Raw genomic sequence first — 16,807 nt, 5'->3', positions numbered from 1 at the left:
AATAACCAACCCAAACTAATAACCAATAATGACTAACCACCGTACTACACGTGACTTTTAATTCTTAATTTAAGCTCTCGTGAAACTCTCAATTATAATTTTAAATTACAACGTATGTCACTTTTTGGAACTTTGTTTAAAAAGTGTACAAGCAGCTACTGTAAATATCGATTCAGAAATTATTGTTGTAGATAATAATTCTGAAGACGATAGTTGTCATATGGTTAAAACTTTATTTCCTGAGGTTATTCTTATTGAAAATAAAGTAAACGGCGGGTTTTCAAAAGGGAATAATATAGGGGTGTCTAGAGCTAAAGGAGAATACCTCTGTATTTTAAATCCTGACACGGTTGTTGCAGAAGATACTTTTATTCAACTCATAAATTTTTCTAAAACTAAAACGAATTTGGGAATTGTTGGTTGTAAACTAATCAATGGTTCTGGCGTATTTTTACCTGAGAGCAAGCGTAATATACCCTATGTTTCTGTAGCGTTAAAAAAGATATGTGGGAATTCGAAGGGGTACTACGCCAACCATGTTGACCAAGATGATTCGGGTAAGGTTGATATTTTAGTAGGTGCTTTTATGTTTCTAAAACGTACGATTTATAATGAAATAGGTGGTTTAGATGAAGATTATTTCATGTATGGTGAGGATATCGATTTATCTTATAAAGCACTTCAAGCAAATTATGATAATTACTATTATGGTAAAACTACAGTGATTCATTATAAAGGGGAAAGTACTTTGAAAGATAAAAACTATGCACGCCGATTTTTTGATGCCATGCAGATCTTTTATAAAAAACACTTTAAAAAAAATCAGCTTTTCGATATGGTGGTTTGGTTGGGAATTAAATTTTTCTTCGTGATACAAACGGTTCCTAAAAAGAGGGCTAAGCATGTTAGTAAATATATTTTTATTTCAGACAAAGAGAATCTTGCTTTGGAAAAAGTTTTAGAGAAACCATTATTTTTAAAAAACGAAATTAAAACAGTTGAAAAAGAGGTTGAAGTCATTTTCGATGCAAATTATTTGGGTTTTAAAGACATGATACAAATGATAGAATCTACATTTTCGCAAAATAAATCAGTTACTTATAAGATACTGCCAAATAATTCGAACTTTATTATAGGAAGTGACAACGGATTGGCAAGAGGAGAGATTATAAGTTTTAAATAGTTTTTACTGCAAATAATTTAAAGAAATTCATGTATTTTCAGTAATTTTGCAACTGGAAATTAAAAAATCACTATTACATTATTGATATGGCAAAGTTCGAGCTTAAATTACCAAAAATGGGAGAAAGTGTTGCAGAGGCGACAATTACATCTTGGTTAAAAGAAGTTGGAGACTCTATAGAAATGGACGATCCAGTATTAGAAATTGCAACTGATAAAGTAGATAGCGAAGTGCCAAGTGAAGTTGATGGCGTTATTATTGAGCGCTTTTTTGATGTTGATGATGTGGTTCAGGTTGGACAAGTTTTAGCTATCATAGAAACAGAAGGCGATATAGATATAGAATCAACTTCAGAAGAAAAAGAAGAAACTGTTGAGGTGGATTTATCAGAGTCTCAAGAGAAAGCTGTTGAAGAAATTACACAAACCATAACGAATGTTCAAGAAGCAGTAGCTCCAGCAGTTTCTAGTAACGATAAATTTTATTCACCTTTAGTGAGAAATATTGCTAAAGCAGAAGGGATAACGCAATCGGAATTAGATGCCATTGTTGGAACAGGTGGTGAAGGGCGTGTTACTAAAAATGATATTTTAGATTACCTAAAAAATAAAGATAGTAAACAACCAGTAGTAGCGGAAGCTCCTAAAACCGAAGCTTCTGTGGTGCAAAGCAAACCTAAGGCTACAGCAGTAGCAGAAAAAGCAACGCCTGTGGTTTCTAGTGGTGAAGATGAGATCATCGAAATGACTAGAATGGGGAAATTGGTGGCAAACCATATGACGGATTCGCTTCAGAAATCGGCGCACGTTCAAAGTTTTATTGAAGCCGATGTTACAAATGTTTGGAACTGGAGAAAGAAAGTTAAAGATGGTTTTATGAAGCGCGAAGGTGAAAACTTAACGTTTACCCCAATATTTATGGAGGTTATAGCCAAAGCACTTCGTGATTACCCGATGATGAATATTTCACTGCAAGGTGATAAAATAATAAAAAAGAAAAATATTAATTTAGGTATGGCTGCGGCTTTACCAGATGGTAATCTAATTGTTCCTGTTATTAAAAATGCAGATCAACTTAATTTAGTTGGTATGACTAAGCAGGTTAATGATTTAGCAAAACGATCGAGAGATAATAAATTGAAGCCAGATGAAATCCAAGACGGTACTTACACGGTGACTAACGTGGGGTCTTTTGGCAGTATTATGGGAACACCAATTATTAATCAGCCACAAGTAGGTATTCTTGCGCTTGGAGCGATTAGAAAAGTACCTGCAGTTATAGAAACTCCAGAAGGTGATTTTATCGGTATTCGTTATAAAATGTTCTTATCACATTCATACGACCATCGCGTGGTAAACGGTGCATTAGGTGGGCTATTTGTAAAAGCGGTGAAAGATTATCTTGAAGCTTGGGATGTTAATAGAGAGCTGTAGTATAAGATATTAAATAAACTATTGAAAAACCTAACCGTTAAACGCTTAGGTTTTTTTATTTTTGTAGCTTACCCAAGTCATATTTTAAATTTTATTATAAATAATTCATGCAATTAAACTTAACAAAACCGATTTGTTTTTTCGATTTAGAAACCACTGGAATTAACATCACTTCCGATCGTATTGTTGAAATTTCAATATTGAAAGTATTTCCAAACGGAAACAAGGAAAGTAAAACCTGGTTGGTAAATCCTGAAAGGCCAATTCCGGCAGAGGTTACAGCAATTCATGGTATTTCAGATGAAAAAGTAGCCAATGAACCTACGTTTAAAGAATTAGCGAAAGATGTTTATAATATGATTAAAGATTCAGATTTAGGAGGATTCAATTCAAATCGATTTGATATTCCTTTATTGGCTGAAGAAATGTTACGTGCAGAGGTCGATTTTGATATGAAAAGCCGTTTGGCAGTAGATGTGCAAACCATATTTCATAAAATGGAACAGCGTACTTTAAGTGCTGCCTATAAATTTTATTGTGATAAAGACTTAGAAGGTGCGCATACCGCAGCAGCCGATACGAACGCCACTTACGAAGTGTTAAAAGCACAACTTTCTAAATACGAGGAACTAGAAAATGATACCAAGTTTTTAGCAGAATTTAGTTCACGTAAAAAGTTTGCTGATTTTGCTGGTTTTATCGCTTTTAATAAAAAAGGTGAAGAATGTTTTTCTTTTGGAAAACATAAAAGTAAATTGGTGACTGAAATCTTAGATAAAGAACCAGGGTATTTTGGTTGGTTGCTTAACGCCGATTTTCCGTTATATACTAAAAAAGTATTAACGGCTATTAAATTAAGAAGCTTAAATAACAAGTTAACATAATAAGTAGAGTACACCCTTAGAAATAAAGTTTACTTTAAATTATTATTAATCATATAATTAATCCAAATTGAAACTAATTTGCATCGGGCGAAATTACACTGAGCATATCGCCGAACTTCAAAATGAAAGACCAACAGAACCTGTCGTTTTCATAAAACCGGACACGGCGATTTTACTAAAAAAACAACCTTTTTTTATTCCAGATTTCTCTGACGATGTACATCATGAAGTTGAGGTTTTGGTGAAAATTAATCGTGTAGGAAAGCATATCGATAAGAAATTTGCACATAAGTATTATAACGAAATAGGTTTAGGTATAGATTTTACAGCTAGAGATTTACAGAGTCAGTTAAAGGCTAAAGGTTTGCCATGGGAGAAAGCAAAATCATTTGATGGTGCAGCTGTGGTAGGGGAGTGGCTTCCAAAAAGTGACTTTTCAGATGAAAACAACATTACGTTTTCTTTAGAAAAGAACGAAAAAATTGTTCAAAAAGGAAATACAAGTCATATGCTTTGGAAAATCGATGAAATAATAGAATATGTGTCTAAATATTTTACATTAAAGATTGGAGATATTATATTTACGGGCACCCCAGCAGGCGTATCAAAAGTATGCGCAAATGATAAGTTAAAAGGATTTATAGAAAACAAAGAAATGTTTTCAATAACAGTGAAGTAAATGGAGCAGCATTACAAATTATTTAGGGTAAGAGAATTAGCAGATAACGACGAAGATTTTATAGCCGCCTTGGCAGAAGCTTTTTTAGGAGAAGTTCCTGAAGATGCCGAGAGGTTAAAAAAAGCGGTTAGCGAGAAAGATTATTACAACGCTTATCAAGCAGCACACAAAATGAAACCTACCATCGATTTATTTGAATTAGGGGTGTTAGACACCTTAATAGAAGTTCAAGATTGGGGTAAATTCGAAAAAAAAGACGACGATGTTACAGCACAGTTAGCTGTAGTGTTAACGGCTGTTGATAATGCAGTAGCCGAAATTAAATCAGATTTCAACTTATAATATAATACATGCTTGCAGAAATAATAACCATAGGCGACGAGTTACTTATAGGTCAGGTTATAGATACGAATTCTGCATTTATTGCTAAGAAACTCAATGAAATTGGGGTTTCAGTTTTTCAAATCACTTCGATTCAGGATGATAAATCCCATATTTTAAAAGCCTTAGAAGAAGCAGAACAACGTGTAGATATTGTTATTCTTACTGGTGGTTTAGGCCCTACGAAGGATGATATTACCAAAAAAACGATTGCCGAGTATTTTAATGACACTCTAGTCTTAAATGAAGATGTATTAGAAAACATAGAATCGATTTGGAATCAAAATGTGGGCTCAAAGTTACTTCAAATTAATAAAGATCAAGCTTTAGTGCCTTCAAAATCACGGGTTTTAATGAACATGCTTGGAACAGCGCCAGGAATGTGGCTGGAAAAAGACGAGAAGGTTTTTATATCACTTCCAGGTGTACCCTATGAAATGGAAGCTTTAGTAGTTGAAGAAGTCGTTCCTAAAATAAAAAGCAAATATAATTGTCCGTATATATTACATAAAACACTCTTAGTTTATGGTTTAGGTGAAAGTGCCTTGGCCGAGCGTATTGAAGATTGGGAAGATGCTTTACCGTCTCATATCAAATTGGCTTATTTACCAAGTTTGGGATTAATGCGTTTACGTTTGTCTACGAAAGGTTTCGATGCTAAACTTCTAAATAAAGAAGTTCAAAATCAGATAGATGCAGTTATTCCTTTAATAAAGGATGAATTTGCTGGTATTGAAGATAAAGATGGTTCTGTAGAAATAGTTATAGCAAAACGACTTACTAAGACAGGTAAAACGCTTGCCATGGCCGAAAGTTGTACGGGAGGCGCTGTGGCTGAACGGTTTACAGTGAATCCGGGAGCTTCAGCTTACTTTAAAGGTGGTTTAGTGACGTATTCTACGCAATCAAAAATTAATGTTTTAAAAGTTTCAGAAGAAGATATTGAGCGATTTTCGGTGGTAAGTGCTCAAGTAGCAGAGGGAATGGCAAGAAATGCTCAAGAACTATTTCAATCCGATTATGCTATTGCAACCACAGGAAATGCGGGACCTGCAAAGGGTGATTCAGACGCTGAAGTTGGTACTGTTTTTATTGCTATAGCAACTAAAGACGGCGTTTACTCTCAGGAATTTAACTTCGGAAAACTAAGAATTAAGGTCATAAATAAAGCCGTAAATAAGGCCTTAGAAATGCTTCTGAAAGAAATTTTTAAAAATTGATTAAATTTCTGTTGTTGGAATGCAAATTAATTGTATATTTGCACCTCGATTTTAAGCAACAAGAAATTAAAGTTATATAGAAATGTCAAGAGTTTGTGAACTTACAGGAAAAAGAGCGATGGTTGGAAACAACGTATCTCATGCATTAAACAGAACTAAACGCAAGTTCAATGCGAATTTACTAAAGAAGCGTTTTTACATTCCAGAAGAAGACAGCTGGATAACTTTAAAGGTTTCTGCATCTGCTTTAAAAACTATCAATAAAGTTGGTATTTCTGCAGCAATTAAAGATGCAAAATCTAAAGGATTTTTAAAATAATAGCTGTATTTAATAAGTAAAAGACATGGCAAAGAAAGGTAACAGAATACAAGTAATTTTAGAGTGCACTGAGCACAAGGAGTCTGGTCAAGCAGGAACTTCTAGATATATTACTACGAAGAATAAAAAGAACACGCCAGATAGAATGGAGATTAAGAAATTTAATCCAGTTCTTAAGCGTATGACAGTTCATAAAGAAATTAAATAATTAGACATTTTTACACTTGTAAAAATGCCAAATAAAACCAATATAGGTCATGGCAAAGAAATCAGTAGCATCATTACAAACAGGATCTAAAAGATTAACAAAAGCAATAAAAATGGTTAAGTCGCCTAAAACAGGAGCTTACATGTTTGTTGAATCTATCATGAGTCCAGAACAAGTTAACGACTTTTTAGCTAAAAACTAAAACGTAGCGTTTCAATATATTATAAGCTGCTTTCTTTACGAAAGCAGCTTTTTTATTTTTATATTTGAAATGAAATTTCTATTACCTGTCATTATAACAGTTTGACTGCTATGGTAAGGTAATTGACTAGTTTATAATGTTGAGCAATCAAAAGAAAGAACAACTAGTTTTACTTCTGATTAGCCGTTTAATTAAATCACGAACCACAGATTAATATGAGTTTTTTTAAAAAAATATTTTCCTCAGAAAAAAAAGAAACCTTAGATAAAGGATTAGAAAAATCGAAATCTAGTTTTTTTGATAAATTAGGTAAAGCTGTTGCTGGGAAATCTAAAGTTGATGATGACGTTTTAGATAATCTAGAAGAAGTTTTAGTGTCTAGTGATGTTGGTGTAAATACAACTCTTAAAGTGATAACGCGAATTGAAGAGCGCGTTGAAAAGGATAAATATTTAGGTACGGCCGAGCTTAATCAAATTCTTCGTGAAGAAATTGCAGGTTTATTAAGCGAAACTAATTCTGGAGAAGAAACAGAATATACCGTTCCTAAATTTCCAAACCAGCCAGATGGTACAAAAACACCTTATATTTTAATGGTTGTAGGTGTGAATGGTGTTGGTAAAACAACCACCATTGGTAAACTTGCCTATCAATTTAAAAAGAAAGGGTTAAAGGTGGTTTTAGGCGCTGCAGATACGTTTAGAGCGGCAGCAATTGATCAACTTCAAGTTTGGGCCGACCGTGTAGATGTGCCTATGGTGCGTCAAGAAATGGGAAGTGACCCGGCTTCAGTAGCTTTTGATGCTTTGCAATCGGGTGTAAATCAAGAGGCCGATGTGATTATTATCGATACCGCTGGACGTTTGCATAATAAAGTGAACTTAATGAACGAGTTGTCTAAAGTGAAACGTGTCATGCAGAAAGTTGTTGGCGATGCGCCTCATGATGTTTTACTAGTTTTAGATGGTTCTACAGGACAAAATGCCTTTGAGCAAGCTAAGCAGTTCACCGCAGCTACAGAAGTCACTTCATTAGCAGTTACCAAATTAGATGGTACGGCAAAAGGTGGTGTGGTGATTGGTATTTCAGATCAATTTAAAATTCCAGTGAAATATATTGGTGTTGGAGAAGGTATTGAAGATCTTCAAGTCTTTAATAAATTCGAATTCGTCGATTCTTTTTTTAAGTAAATTTCAGTGAAAAAATAATTAGATCCCTTTTCATTTTAAAGGGTTTACAAATGAATTAGTGGTTTACGATATCTGCTTTTAAGTCTTCAGTTTATTAAACTTAACTTTTCATAAATAATATACTAACCTTCAATATATTAAAGGTTTAATAAAGTCTGCGGTATAAAACTCAATATCGTGAATCATTCCGTATCTTTGCGCCCTCATTTATTCAAGTTATGCGTACAAAAACTCTAAAGAAAAATAAAATTAACGTTGTTACCCTAGGATGTAGTAAAAACGTTTACGATAGTGAAGTCCTAATGGGGCAATTAAAAGCTAGCGGAAAAGACGTTGTACATGAAGAAGAAGGTAACGTGGTGGTGATTAACACTTGTGGCTTTATTAATAATGCCAAAGAGGAAAGTGTGAACACCATTTTAGAGTACATGCAAAAAAAGGAGGATGGCGATGTTGACAAAGTTTTTGTGACTGGCTGTTTAAGTGAGCGTTATAAACCAGATTTACAGAAGGAAATCCCTAATGTTGATCAGTATTTCGGAACTACAGAGTTACCAGGTTTACTAAAAGCTTTAGGAGCAGATTATAAGCACGAACTTATTGGAGAGCGTTTAACGACAACACCAAAAAATTATGCTTATTTAAAAATTGCTGAGGGTTGTGATAGACCATGTTCATTTTGTGCGATTCCAATTATGCGTGGAAAACATAGAAGTACTCCTATTGAAAATTTAGTGACAGAGGCTGAAAAACTAGCAGCCAATGGCGTTAAAGAACTTATTTTAATAGCTCAAGATTTAACTTACTACGGATTAGATTTATATAAAAAGCGTAACCTAGCAGAATTGCTGGAAGCTTTAGTTAAAGTTGAAGGTATTGAATGGATTCGTTTGCATTATGCCTTTCCAACAGGATTCCCTATGGATGTGTTAGATGTTATGAAGCGTGAAGCTAAGGTATGTAACTATCTTGATATTCCGTTACAGCATATTTCAGATGATTTATTGAAGAGTATGCGTCGTGGAACTACAAAAGAGAAAACGACTAATTTAATTCATGACTTTAGAGCTAAGGTTTCAGAAATGACGATTAGAACGACTTTAATTGTGGGGTATCCAGGGGAAACGGAAGAACATTTCCAAGAGTTGAAACAATGGGTTAGTGACATGCGTTTTGAGCGTTTAGGTTGTTTTACCTATAGTCATGAAGAGAATACACATGCTTATAATTTGGAAGATGATGTTCCAGAGGAAGTAAAAATAGATCGTGCCAATCAAATTATGGAAATTCAATCGCAAATTTCTTGGGAATTGAATCAGCAGAAAATAGGGCAGATATTTAAAGTGGTTATCGATCGTAAAGAAGGCAATTACTTTGTAGGTCGTACCGAATTTGATTCACCAGATGTAGACAACGAAGTTTTAATTGATGCTTCTAAAACTTACTTAAAAACAGGTGAGTTTGCTACAGTTAAAATTACTGAAGCTGAAGATTTCGATCTTTATGGCGAGGTTGTTGCTTAATTAGTAGTGGTTTAAAACAGATTTTATACTACTGAATAATAGTTTTTTTATGTTCTCATCCATGACATTATTCAACGCTAGTTTTTGATTAATTTCAATTTCAATGCCCAAATACCGTTTATGGAAAACGGATCTTAAATAACTGGTGAAACCATCTGCTTTTCCTAAATAAGGGTAGTTGAAACGCACCTTAATTTCAGGGGCGTTAGCTTGTAATTCTTTTTTCAGCAGGGAACAAAAAGTCTTTTCAGCTGTCTTTTTAGAATCGTACAACAAACCGATATCGCAATTTCTTTCTTCTTGATTTAAAATAGGGGTAAAAGAATGTATAGAAAGATGAACAACGGCATCTTCGTTGTTTAAAATATACTGCTCAATTTTGTTTTCAACCGTTGTTCTATACTCTAAATAATAAGTATCTATTAGTGTTTTCTTTTCTACTTTAGATAATTTTTTTGACGCTTCAGAAAATAAATGATTATGATACAAGGAGCGGTTCAGTTCAATAAGTAAACGGCTTGTTTCAGAAAACAAACTGTAATCCGATAGTGGTTCTAAACTTTTAAAAATATCCAAAGCTCCTAAATCATAACCACGATGGGTTTCTAAAACATCTCTAAAACTATTAAAATAGGCTGAATAGTCTTCAGGAATATGATTCCCGCCATGTTCACATGTTAAAATTAGTTTCAAGGGATGAATAATTTATTGTCCTGTAAGCAGTTTGCTAGCCTGGTGTACACTTTTGTAATATGTGCTTCAGAATAATTTTCATCCAAGGCTTTCAATATACGCGTCGCCAATGTGCCTTGTTCTAAAATAGTTTCAATAGCGTGATGATGTGATTGGTCGATTTGAGGTTTCACATGGTTATAGAGTTGTCTCCAGACCTCTTGAACTGTGCAAATTGCTTCTATTTTAAATAAACTGAGGTATTTTAAATCATCAATAATATGATTTTCAGCATCCTTTATACATGCGTTTAAAATGCCGAAAAGCAATTTGCGTGACCATGATTTCTGTGTTTCTAGTCCTGAAAATTCTTCGTTTACTAAACTTTTTAAAACTTCAATAATAAGGACACAAATGGCGATATCTGCATGCGGACATTCTTGAATGTCTACCAAGCGAATTTCAATGGCTTGTCTGTCAAAACGAGCAATAGCTCCACGGGAATTCAGAAAATGATGATCTAAAATATGCTCAGTGTCATGTGGTTTTATTGCTTTGTTTATAGGTTCGAAAATAGTCGTTTGATACTCTTTTTTAGTAAATACGGTTTCAGGGATAACCCAGCCTGTCATTTCTGGGATTTCTTTTTGGTTGGTTTTATAGTACTCTAATCGGGTATCTTTAAAGCCTGTGTTTTTTCCCTCTAAAATAGGTGAACTGGCACATAAACCTGGAATTAGTGGTAAAATAACTCTAATGGCTGCATGAAGTTTTTCAAACTCACTATCGTCGTAAAAAGGTAAGTTAATGTGTGTGCTTTGCACATTGCTCCAACCGTGTCCCTTGCAATTAAAAATCCGATTGTATAGTGCGTAAACCTCACTGTAACTGTGTTTCCATAGTTGTGTGTCGGTTAACGGGTTCATTAATGGATGAGAAGCTGTTGGTAATAGCTGTGTATTTAAAGGCTTTAAAAGGGCGTTAATTTCTATAATATTTTTATGGAATTCAGTTGAAAGTTTATTCAAATTTGAGGTAGGACCATTTGTTTTTAATTCAATAACATGGGCCACTAATTCATTACTCCACGCCACAGCGCCATTATCAATATCGTCTGTTAAACTGCCATTTTTTAAAGTGAGCAGTTCGTCAACAATAGGGTTTACTTTTAAATTGGAATGATGAACTAACATGTATTCCAATTCAATTCCAAAAACTTCGAATAAATGGTATGCTTTACTCATCTTAATCCAATCTGTTTTTAAGTGCTGTCAATACTTTTATATAAACTAAGTCGCCATAATAGGCATCCTCTACACCAAAGTCTATATTTGGGTTGTCGTTAATTTCGATTACCATAGGCTTTTCGTTCACCACTTTAATGTCTATGCCTAAAAGTCCGTTTCCAATGAGTTTTGCTGATTTTACTGCCATTTTTAGTACTTCTTTTGGTACGTTCTCAATAGGTAAACAATCGGCATCGCCATCTTGATCATTTTTCTTTTTCGCCGTCCAATTGTAAATTTGCCAATGGCCTTTTGCCATATAGTATTTACAGGCGTAAAAAGGTTCGCCATCAATAAGGCCAATGCGCCAATCATAATCTGACGGACAAAATTCTTGAGCAATGATTAAATCTGAAGATTTCAACATGGTATTTGCCAATTGATTGAATTCTTCTAACGTATTTGCTTTTTTTACGCCAAAAGAAAAAGTGGAGTCTGGCGCCTTTAAAACACAAGGCAATCCAGTGTGAGGAATCACTTGATCGAGGTTATTCTTGTGAACAATAATCGTTTTAGGTGTTTCAATATTGGCATTTTTCAGGGCTTCTGCCATGTAGACTTTATTGCAACATTTTAAAATGGCATCGGGATAATCTACTAGTGCAATGCTTTCACTTTGTGCTTTACGGGCAAAAGCATAAGCTTCATTATTAACTTCGGTACTTTGTCTTATAAATAACGCATCAAAGGATGATAAGCGACTTAAATCTTTAGGCTCTATGATTTCAGCATAAATATTCATCTTTTCGGCTATCTCAATAAATTTTTTCAAGGCTTTAGCATTACTTGGAGGAGCAGGATCTTTCGGGTTAACCAAAATGGCCAAATCAAAATCACTTTTAGCCAACTTAGGAGTGTCGTATCGTTTTTTAGAGAAATACTGGTTGGCAAATTGCTGAACACTTTCTATGTGCGCCTCAGGGATTTCAGATTCTGAGATGACTTTTAAGCTTTGAATGTTCCACTTTGTGTTATGGTTAAATGTGATTCGGAAAAAAGGCACTTGGAAATGCTTGTAAAAAAGCGTACTCAGTTCTTTGTATTTTTGCGATACATTTTGACCGAAATAGATACTCAAAGTAAAGTCTCTAGACTTGATGTTTTTTAAACTCTGCTGAATGATATCATCAAATTCTTCGGAAACGATACGTACCAATTTTATGGTTTTTAAATCTACAATATTTTTTACCGTAGGAATAGCTAAATGGCCTCTGGCTTCCGCTAAAAGCGATACATAATATCCTTTTGATTGGTAATTATAGTCTTTGCACAAGTTGAAGATGCGCGCTTTTTTCAATAATGAAAATTCAGGATTCGTTAAATAATCTTGGGAAGATATTACTGTAACATTCTCAATAGAAAAATTCCATTTTTCAGGTTGATTAACTACAATGTATTTTTGCATTAATAAAGCATGATGTTGTTTTAAATTCTTTATAAAATTAGTGTTTTTTAGAATTCAAAAACTTTTTTTATACTTTATTAATATGCCGTTTTGTAATATTTTTTTAATGTATTCAAAACGGGTGTATGGTTTAAATAATTACGAGATACACCAATTATATTCAGGGCTTAGACAGCGTTTACTTATTGTTCTAAAGCGTCAAAATCGTAGATGTTTCTGTCTAGTAAATGTGAAGGGTATACATTTTGAAGTGCGTTCATCATCACAGAACTTCTATCAGGAAAATCGTTTTCCCAGTCGGCAATCATTTGCTTCACTTTTTTGCGTTGTAAATTCTCTTGAGAACCACATAAATTACATGGAATTATAGGGAAAACCATATGCTCGGAGTACACCTCGATATCACTTTCTTTACAAAAGGCTAGTGGTCTTAATACGACTAAATCGCCAGCATCATTTTTAAATTTAGGAGGCATGGTTTCTAATTTTCCAGCAAAAAAGAAATTCAGTAGAAAAGTTTCAATAATATCATTTCTGTGATGTCCTAAAGCCAGTTTATTGCAACCTAAATCTTTGGCAGCTTCATAAAGTGTACCGCGTCGTAATCTAGAACAGAGGCTGCAAGTGGTTTTACCTTCTGGAGTTTTTTCCATAACCACTTTATAGGTATTTTTTTCGATGATTTTGTATGCTACTCCTAGATTGTCAAGGTAGTTTGGCAATACTTCTTCAGGGAAACCAGGTTGTTTTTGGTCTAAGTTAACGGCTATAATTTCGAAGGAAATAGGTGCTACTTTTTGGAAATGTAGTAACATTTGGAGTAAAGTATAACTATCTTTTCCACCAGAAAGACAAACCATAATGCGATCGCCTTCTTCAAGTAAGCTAAATTGTTTTATGGCTTCGCCAACGGCACGATGTAGTTTTTTGGTAACCTGTTCTATATTTTCCATGGGTGCAAAAATATTATATAATCATAAAATAAGTTCAATTTTAACAGGAAAGAATGACTTCAGATTTAAAGCATTTAATTTCAATAATACTTTAATTCATTTGAAGGCATCATAATTAAATTAGCAATGGATTTTTTAGAGGTTCTTAATAAAGTAAGTCAAGATAGTGTTGGCGTGTTAGGAGGTCATTTGGTGTCAAAAAAATATGTCCCTTTAGATTTATCCGAATCCAATGTAGACTTGGTAAAAGCCGATGTATCTACTTCACTAAAATTTGGAGAATTTGTAGATCAATATTTACTGAATCATAATGCTAATGTGGCTCATGGCGGCTATTTAGAGGTACGCAGTATTTATAAACGCAGCACACATTTTAATAATTTTGATGAAGCTGAGCGGAATATTCATTTAGGAATCGATTTATGGAGTCCAGTTGATACACCTATATATGCGCCCATAGAGGGTGTTGTACATAGTTTTAAAAATAATACCAACTTTGGCGATTACGGGCCAACTATCATTTTGAAGCATGAGTATTACGGATGTACCTTTTACACGCTCTACGGGCATTTAAATTTATCCTCCTTAGAGGAAATACAAGAAGGGAGGATAATCGGAAAAGGGAGTGTTATAGGTGCTTTAGGAGACGCTTCGGTGAATGGTGATTATCCGCCACATTTGCATTTTCAGATTATTGAAGATATTCAGGGTTATATTGGTGATTATCCTGGGGTGTGTTCCCATAACGAACTTGGGTTTTATAGAAACAATTGCCCGAATCCATTTTCTTTCCTAAAGCTTGATAATTAAATATTTATAAATTTTTTATGTTTTTTGTTTATCTTTAATCTATAACCTTATAAAAATATCATTATGAAAAATTTAAAAGTATTTCATGGAATAAAACAAAATATTATAAAGCTATTCACCCTTTGTGCCTTAGCAAGTTTTTTAGCGGTTTCTAGTTTACATGCCCAAGGTGTTAAAAAAGAAGTGGTCAAATTTGAGGAAGGTAAGTTTAGTACAATTATTGAAAACAGCCTTAAAGGTGAACAAACTGTTGATTATACGGTTAACGTGAAAAAAGGACAATCTTTAAACGTGAGTATGGACACCGATAATACCGCAAACTATTTTAATATTATGGAACCAGAGGAAGAGTATGTTGCTATTTTTAATGGTTCGGTTGACGAAAACATGTTTGAAGGTGAATTAGAAGAAACCGGCGACTACACGATTCGTGTTTATTTAATGCGTAGTGTAGCAAGACAAAATGAAAAAGCAAATTATAAATTAGAGATTATCGTAAGTAATCCAGGGCAAGAAGATTAAAGTGTTCTATGTTGTGTAACTTTTTTATGCATTTTTAATAAAATATAAATCCTGATAGGAAACTATTGGGGTTTGTTTTTTCTATAAGGTACATAGCGATTAACTTTTATAGCCAATAATGGAATGTCAAGGTGTCTCTGACTTGTTAATATGATTAAACTTAGTGGTATCTGGGAATCTTATAACATATTTCTTTACTCATGTAATATAAAATAGGTTGTCTGTGGGTAGCTTGAACCTATATAATTTTAAATCAATTAAGATGAAGAAAACAATCGTATTGCTAACAAGTATCGCCATTTTTGGATTAGTTGGTTGTGGAGAGAAGAAAGAAAAAGAAACTGTTGTAATTGAAAAAAAGGTGGAAGCGCCTAAAGCTAAAGAAAGTGATGGAACATCATTAGATGTGAGTAGTGATGGTGTTGAATTTTCATCTAAAAGCGGCAAGAATAAAACAGAAATTTCAATTAAAGATTAGCTTTTTAATCATATAATATTAATGAGCTTATTTGAAAAAAAGTATGCCTCATGTTATGACTCTGTTGTAATCAATATAAGAGAAATTCGGGTGTATTTAAAAATCTCAGGTTCAAATTAGCTTAAGATTTTTTTTAAAAGAAAACAGGGTTAAGATATAGATATCTTAACCCTGAAATTTTTGAACTTATACACGTTACAGTGTCGTGTTAGTTTTGAAACAATGATTTTATTTAATTATGATTTTATTGTTAATTATAGTGCCATCATCTGTTTTTAAGGATAATATGTAAATACCGTTATTAAGATTTGGATTCAGGTGCACTTGAATGTCGTTGTTTATTTTTTCGAAATTAAAGCCATCAACATTTAGTCCTATATTATTGAAAAGTGTTATTTGATTAATTTTCACATCTCCAACTGTAATGGTAACTTTATTATTGGAAGTTGGGTTTGGAAATATATGGAATGAATGCTTAAAAGGGCTGTCGTTTGTCGCTAAATTAGACTCGGGCAAGTCAAAAGGATGTTGAAATCCTGTTACTCCAGTGAAATCGATCTTATATAAGTCTTTAGGAGTTGTAACAAACAATGTATTTAAGTTTGTTCCGCCAAAAGTGCAATTTGTAACGTTTTCAGTAAAAGCTATTGTTTTGGTATGTGTACCAGACGCATCAAATATTTGAATAGATTTTTTGGCTGCTACATAAAGATTTCCGTTGGTGTCTAAGGCCATGCCATCGGCAAGGGATCTTGGTTCGCTATTATCGGTGTCTTCCAAAGTTGCAAAAACTGTTTTGTTGGAAAGTGCTCCCGTGGCAGCATCAATGTCGAATTGAAAAATTTCATAATTATCTGAGTCACTAACCAATACTTTTTTACCATCATTAGTAATAAGTACACCGTTAGGGAAGTCTATAGTATCATCAACTAAAGAGGTCGTTCTTGTTGGTTTTGGAGGACTGATATAGTAGACGGCATCATCATTTGGGTCGGTAACATACATGCCATTGTTTTTATCTAGACACAAATCGTTAGGGTTTGTTAAGCCAGTAGCATAAGTATTTAATACAGTACCGCTCATCGTTCTTTGTGAAACTTTTCCGCCTTGGAATTCACAAACAATAAGGTTAGAATTTTCATCTAGCATGAGACCATTGGTTCGAACGCTAGAAGTGAATGCTGTAGAAAAACTATTGGTGCTAATCGTATAAACTTCGACCTTTAGAGTACCTACATCTGAGAAGATTATTTTGTCGTTTTGATCCCACACAGGGCCTTCATTAAAGCCAAATTGTCCAGAACTCAGTTTAACTGGTGCTTGTGCAAAAGATGTAAGGTTAGTAAGTAAAAAAGAAGCGAATAAAAGTAATGTTGTTTTCATAGTTAAAGTTTGTACGAAAATACATTTCAATACAAGTCGTAAACTACTGTTTTTTACCTAAGAGTTAATCTCTATT

Annotated in this window: 19 protein-coding genes; 14 read left to right on the top strand and 5 right to left on the bottom strand. The window is 33.7% G+C overall.

What is annotated here, in order from left to right:
* Positions 1-79 precede the first annotated feature (79 nt).
* From Q4566_RS08000 to rimO, 11 genes are all read left to right on the top strand, one after another.
* Complete coding sequence (locus Q4566_RS08000) at positions 80-1,183, top strand: glycosyltransferase family 2 protein (RefSeq protein ID WP_303420114.1); 1,104 nt, start codon at positions 80-82, stop codon at positions 1,181-1,183.
* Between the two features lie 86 nt (positions 1,184-1,269).
* Entirely contained in the window at positions 1,270-2,616 is a 1,347-nt protein-coding gene (locus tag Q4566_RS07995) for a dihydrolipoamide acetyltransferase family protein (RefSeq protein WP_303420113.1), read from the top strand.
* A gap of 107 nt (positions 2,617-2,723) precedes the next feature.
* Positions 2,724-3,500 (top strand): 3'-5' exonuclease, encoded by a 777-nt coding sequence (locus Q4566_RS07990; RefSeq protein WP_303420112.1) that lies wholly within the window; start codon positions 2,724-2,726, stop codon positions 3,498-3,500.
* 67 nt (positions 3,501-3,567) lie between these two features.
* A complete protein-coding gene (locus Q4566_RS07985; protein WP_303420111.1) occupies positions 3,568-4,179 on the top strand; it encodes a fumarylacetoacetate hydrolase family protein in 612 nt (203 codons plus the stop codon).
* The gene (locus Q4566_RS07980; RefSeq protein ID WP_303420110.1) at positions 4,180-4,521 is read left to right on the top strand and encodes an Hpt domain-containing protein; all 342 of its coding nucleotides are present in this window, start codon (positions 4,180-4,182) and stop codon (positions 4,519-4,521) included.
* Positions 4,522-4,529: 8 nt separating this feature from the next.
* Positions 4,530-5,780 (top strand): competence/damage-inducible protein A, encoded by a 1,251-nt coding sequence (locus Q4566_RS07975; protein WP_303420109.1) that lies wholly within the window; start codon positions 4,530-4,532, stop codon positions 5,778-5,780.
* An 82-nt stretch (positions 5,781-5,862) separates the two neighbouring features.
* Positions 5,863-6,099 carry a 50S ribosomal protein L28 gene (gene rpmB, locus Q4566_RS07970; protein WP_303420108.1) on the top strand — a complete coding sequence of 79 codons (237 nt, stop codon included), beginning with the start codon at positions 5,863-5,865 and terminating at the stop codon, positions 6,097-6,099.
* 25 nt (positions 6,100-6,124) lie between these two features.
* The gene (gene rpmG / locus Q4566_RS07965; RefSeq protein WP_150936998.1) at positions 6,125-6,307 is read left to right on the top strand and encodes a 50S ribosomal protein L33; all 183 of its coding nucleotides are present in this window, start codon (positions 6,125-6,127) and stop codon (positions 6,305-6,307) included.
* A 49-nt stretch (positions 6,308-6,356) separates the two neighbouring features.
* Positions 6,357-6,509 (top strand): DUF4295 domain-containing protein, encoded by a 153-nt coding sequence (locus Q4566_RS07960; RefSeq protein ID WP_303420107.1) that lies wholly within the window; start codon positions 6,357-6,359, stop codon positions 6,507-6,509.
* Positions 6,510-6,724: 215 nt separating this feature from the next.
* Positions 6,725-7,699 carry a signal recognition particle-docking protein FtsY gene (ftsY, locus tag Q4566_RS07955; RefSeq protein WP_303420106.1) on the top strand — a complete coding sequence of 325 codons (975 nt, stop codon included), beginning with the start codon at positions 6,725-6,727 and terminating at the stop codon, positions 7,697-7,699.
* A gap of 218 nt (positions 7,700-7,917) precedes the next feature.
* Positions 7,918-9,222: a 30S ribosomal protein S12 methylthiotransferase RimO gene (gene rimO / locus Q4566_RS07950; RefSeq protein WP_303420105.1), complete on the top strand. Its 1,305-nt coding sequence runs from the start codon at positions 7,918-7,920 to the stop codon at positions 9,220-9,222.
* Here rimO and Q4566_RS07945 read toward each other — a convergent pair whose 3' ends face one another.
* The 4 genes from Q4566_RS07945 to ttcA all read right to left on the bottom strand — a co-directional run bounded on the left by Q4566_RS07945 (position 9,223) and on the right by ttcA (position 13,538).
* On the bottom strand, positions 9,223-9,915 hold the full coding sequence (locus tag Q4566_RS07945) for an N-formylglutamate amidohydrolase (RefSeq protein WP_303420104.1): 693 nt from the start codon (positions 9,913-9,915) through the stop codon (positions 9,223-9,225). It lies immediately after the preceding gene.
* A complete protein-coding gene (locus tag Q4566_RS07940) occupies positions 9,912-11,138 on the bottom strand; it encodes a glutamate-cysteine ligase family protein (RefSeq protein ID WP_303420103.1) in 1,227 nt (408 codons plus the stop codon). Before Q4566_RS07940 ends, Q4566_RS07945 begins: the two co-directional genes overlap by 4 nt.
* A gap of 1 nt (position 11,139) precedes the next feature.
* Complete coding sequence (locus Q4566_RS07935) at positions 11,140-12,585, bottom strand: RimK family protein (protein WP_303420102.1); 1,446 nt, start codon at positions 12,583-12,585, stop codon at positions 11,140-11,142.
* Between the two features lie 182 nt (positions 12,586-12,767).
* The gene (gene ttcA, locus Q4566_RS07930) at positions 12,768-13,538 is read right to left on the bottom strand and encodes a tRNA 2-thiocytidine(32) synthetase TtcA (protein WP_303420101.1); all 771 of its coding nucleotides are present in this window, start codon (positions 13,536-13,538) and stop codon (positions 12,768-12,770) included.
* A gap of 126 nt (positions 13,539-13,664) precedes the next feature.
* On the opposite strand from ttcA, the gene Q4566_RS07925 reads away from it, so the two are divergent.
* The 3 genes from Q4566_RS07925 (at position 13,665) to Q4566_RS07915 (ending at position 15,348) form a co-directional block, all read left to right on the top strand.
* Positions 13,665-14,348: a peptidoglycan DD-metalloendopeptidase family protein gene (locus Q4566_RS07925; RefSeq protein ID WP_303420100.1), complete on the top strand. Its 684-nt coding sequence runs from the start codon at positions 13,665-13,667 to the stop codon at positions 14,346-14,348.
* 63 nt (positions 14,349-14,411) lie between these two features.
* On the top strand, positions 14,412-14,870 hold the full coding sequence (locus Q4566_RS07920) for a hypothetical protein (protein WP_303420099.1): 459 nt from the start codon (positions 14,412-14,414) through the stop codon (positions 14,868-14,870).
* A 262-nt stretch (positions 14,871-15,132) separates the two neighbouring features.
* Positions 15,133-15,348, top strand: coding sequence for a hypothetical protein (locus Q4566_RS07915; protein WP_303420098.1), 216 nt, complete (start codon positions 15,133-15,135; stop codon positions 15,346-15,348).
* Positions 15,349-15,576: 228 nt separating this feature from the next.
* On the opposite strand, the gene Q4566_RS07910 is transcribed toward Q4566_RS07915, so the two are convergent.
* Entirely contained in the window at positions 15,577-16,731 is a 1,155-nt protein-coding gene (locus Q4566_RS07910) for an SMP-30/gluconolactonase/LRE family protein (RefSeq protein WP_303420097.1), read from the bottom strand.
* Between the last annotated feature and the right edge of the window lie 76 nt (positions 16,732-16,807).

It is taken from the genome of Tamlana sp. 2_MG-2023 (assembly GCF_030548465.1).
Classification (GTDB): domain Bacteria; phylum Bacteroidota; class Bacteroidia; order Flavobacteriales; family Flavobacteriaceae; genus Pseudotamlana.
This window is presented reverse-complemented; position numbering and strand designations above follow the sequence as displayed.

Excerpts from the sequence above, each read along its gene's own strand:
- Q4566_RS07995 (WP_303420113.1), top strand. The coding sequence starts at position 1,270 with ATGGCAAAGTTCGAGCTTAAATTACCAAAAATGGGAGAAAGTGTTGCA.
- Q4566_RS07990 (WP_303420112.1), top strand. The coding sequence starts at position 2,724 with ATGCAATTAAACTTAACAAAACCGATTTGTTTTTTCGATTTAGAAACC.
- Q4566_RS07980 (WP_303420110.1), top strand. The coding sequence starts at position 4,180 with ATGGAGCAGCATTACAAATTATTTAGGGTAAGAGAATTAGCAGATAAC.
- Q4566_RS07975 (WP_303420109.1), top strand. The coding sequence starts at position 4,530 with ATGCTTGCAGAAATAATAACCATAGGCGACGAGTTACTTATAGGTCAG.
- rpmB (WP_303420108.1), top strand. The coding sequence starts at position 5,863 with ATGTCAAGAGTTTGTGAACTTACAGGAAAAAGAGCGATGGTTGGAAAC.
- rpmG (WP_150936998.1), top strand. The coding sequence starts at position 6,125 with ATGGCAAAGAAAGGTAACAGAATACAAGTAATTTTAGAGTGCACTGAG.
- Q4566_RS07960 (WP_303420107.1), top strand. The coding sequence starts at position 6,357 with ATGGCAAAGAAATCAGTAGCATCATTACAAACAGGATCTAAAAGATTA.
- ftsY (WP_303420106.1), top strand. The coding sequence starts at position 6,725 with ATGAGTTTTTTTAAAAAAATATTTTCCTCAGAAAAAAAAGAAACCTTA.
- rimO (WP_303420105.1), top strand. The coding sequence starts at position 7,918 with ATGCGTACAAAAACTCTAAAGAAAAATAAAATTAACGTTGTTACCCTA.
- Q4566_RS07940 (WP_303420103.1), bottom strand. The coding sequence starts at position 11,138 with ATGAGTAAAGCATACCATTTATTCGAAGTTTTTGGAATTGAATTGGAA.
- Q4566_RS07935 (WP_303420102.1), bottom strand. The coding sequence starts at position 12,585 with ATGCAAAAATACATTGTAGTTAATCAACCTGAAAAATGGAATTTTTCT.
- ttcA (WP_303420101.1), bottom strand. The coding sequence starts at position 13,538 with ATGGAAAATATAGAACAGGTTACCAAAAAACTACATCGTGCCGTTGGC.
- Q4566_RS07925 (WP_303420100.1), top strand. The coding sequence starts at position 13,665 with ATGGATTTTTTAGAGGTTCTTAATAAAGTAAGTCAAGATAGTGTTGGC.
- Q4566_RS07920 (WP_303420099.1), top strand. The coding sequence starts at position 14,412 with ATGAAAAATTTAAAAGTATTTCATGGAATAAAACAAAATATTATAAAG.
- Q4566_RS07915 (WP_303420098.1), top strand. The coding sequence starts at position 15,133 with ATGAAGAAAACAATCGTATTGCTAACAAGTATCGCCATTTTTGGATTA.
- Q4566_RS07910 (WP_303420097.1), bottom strand. The coding sequence starts at position 16,731 with ATGAAAACAACATTACTTTTATTCGCTTCTTTTTTACTTACTAACCTT.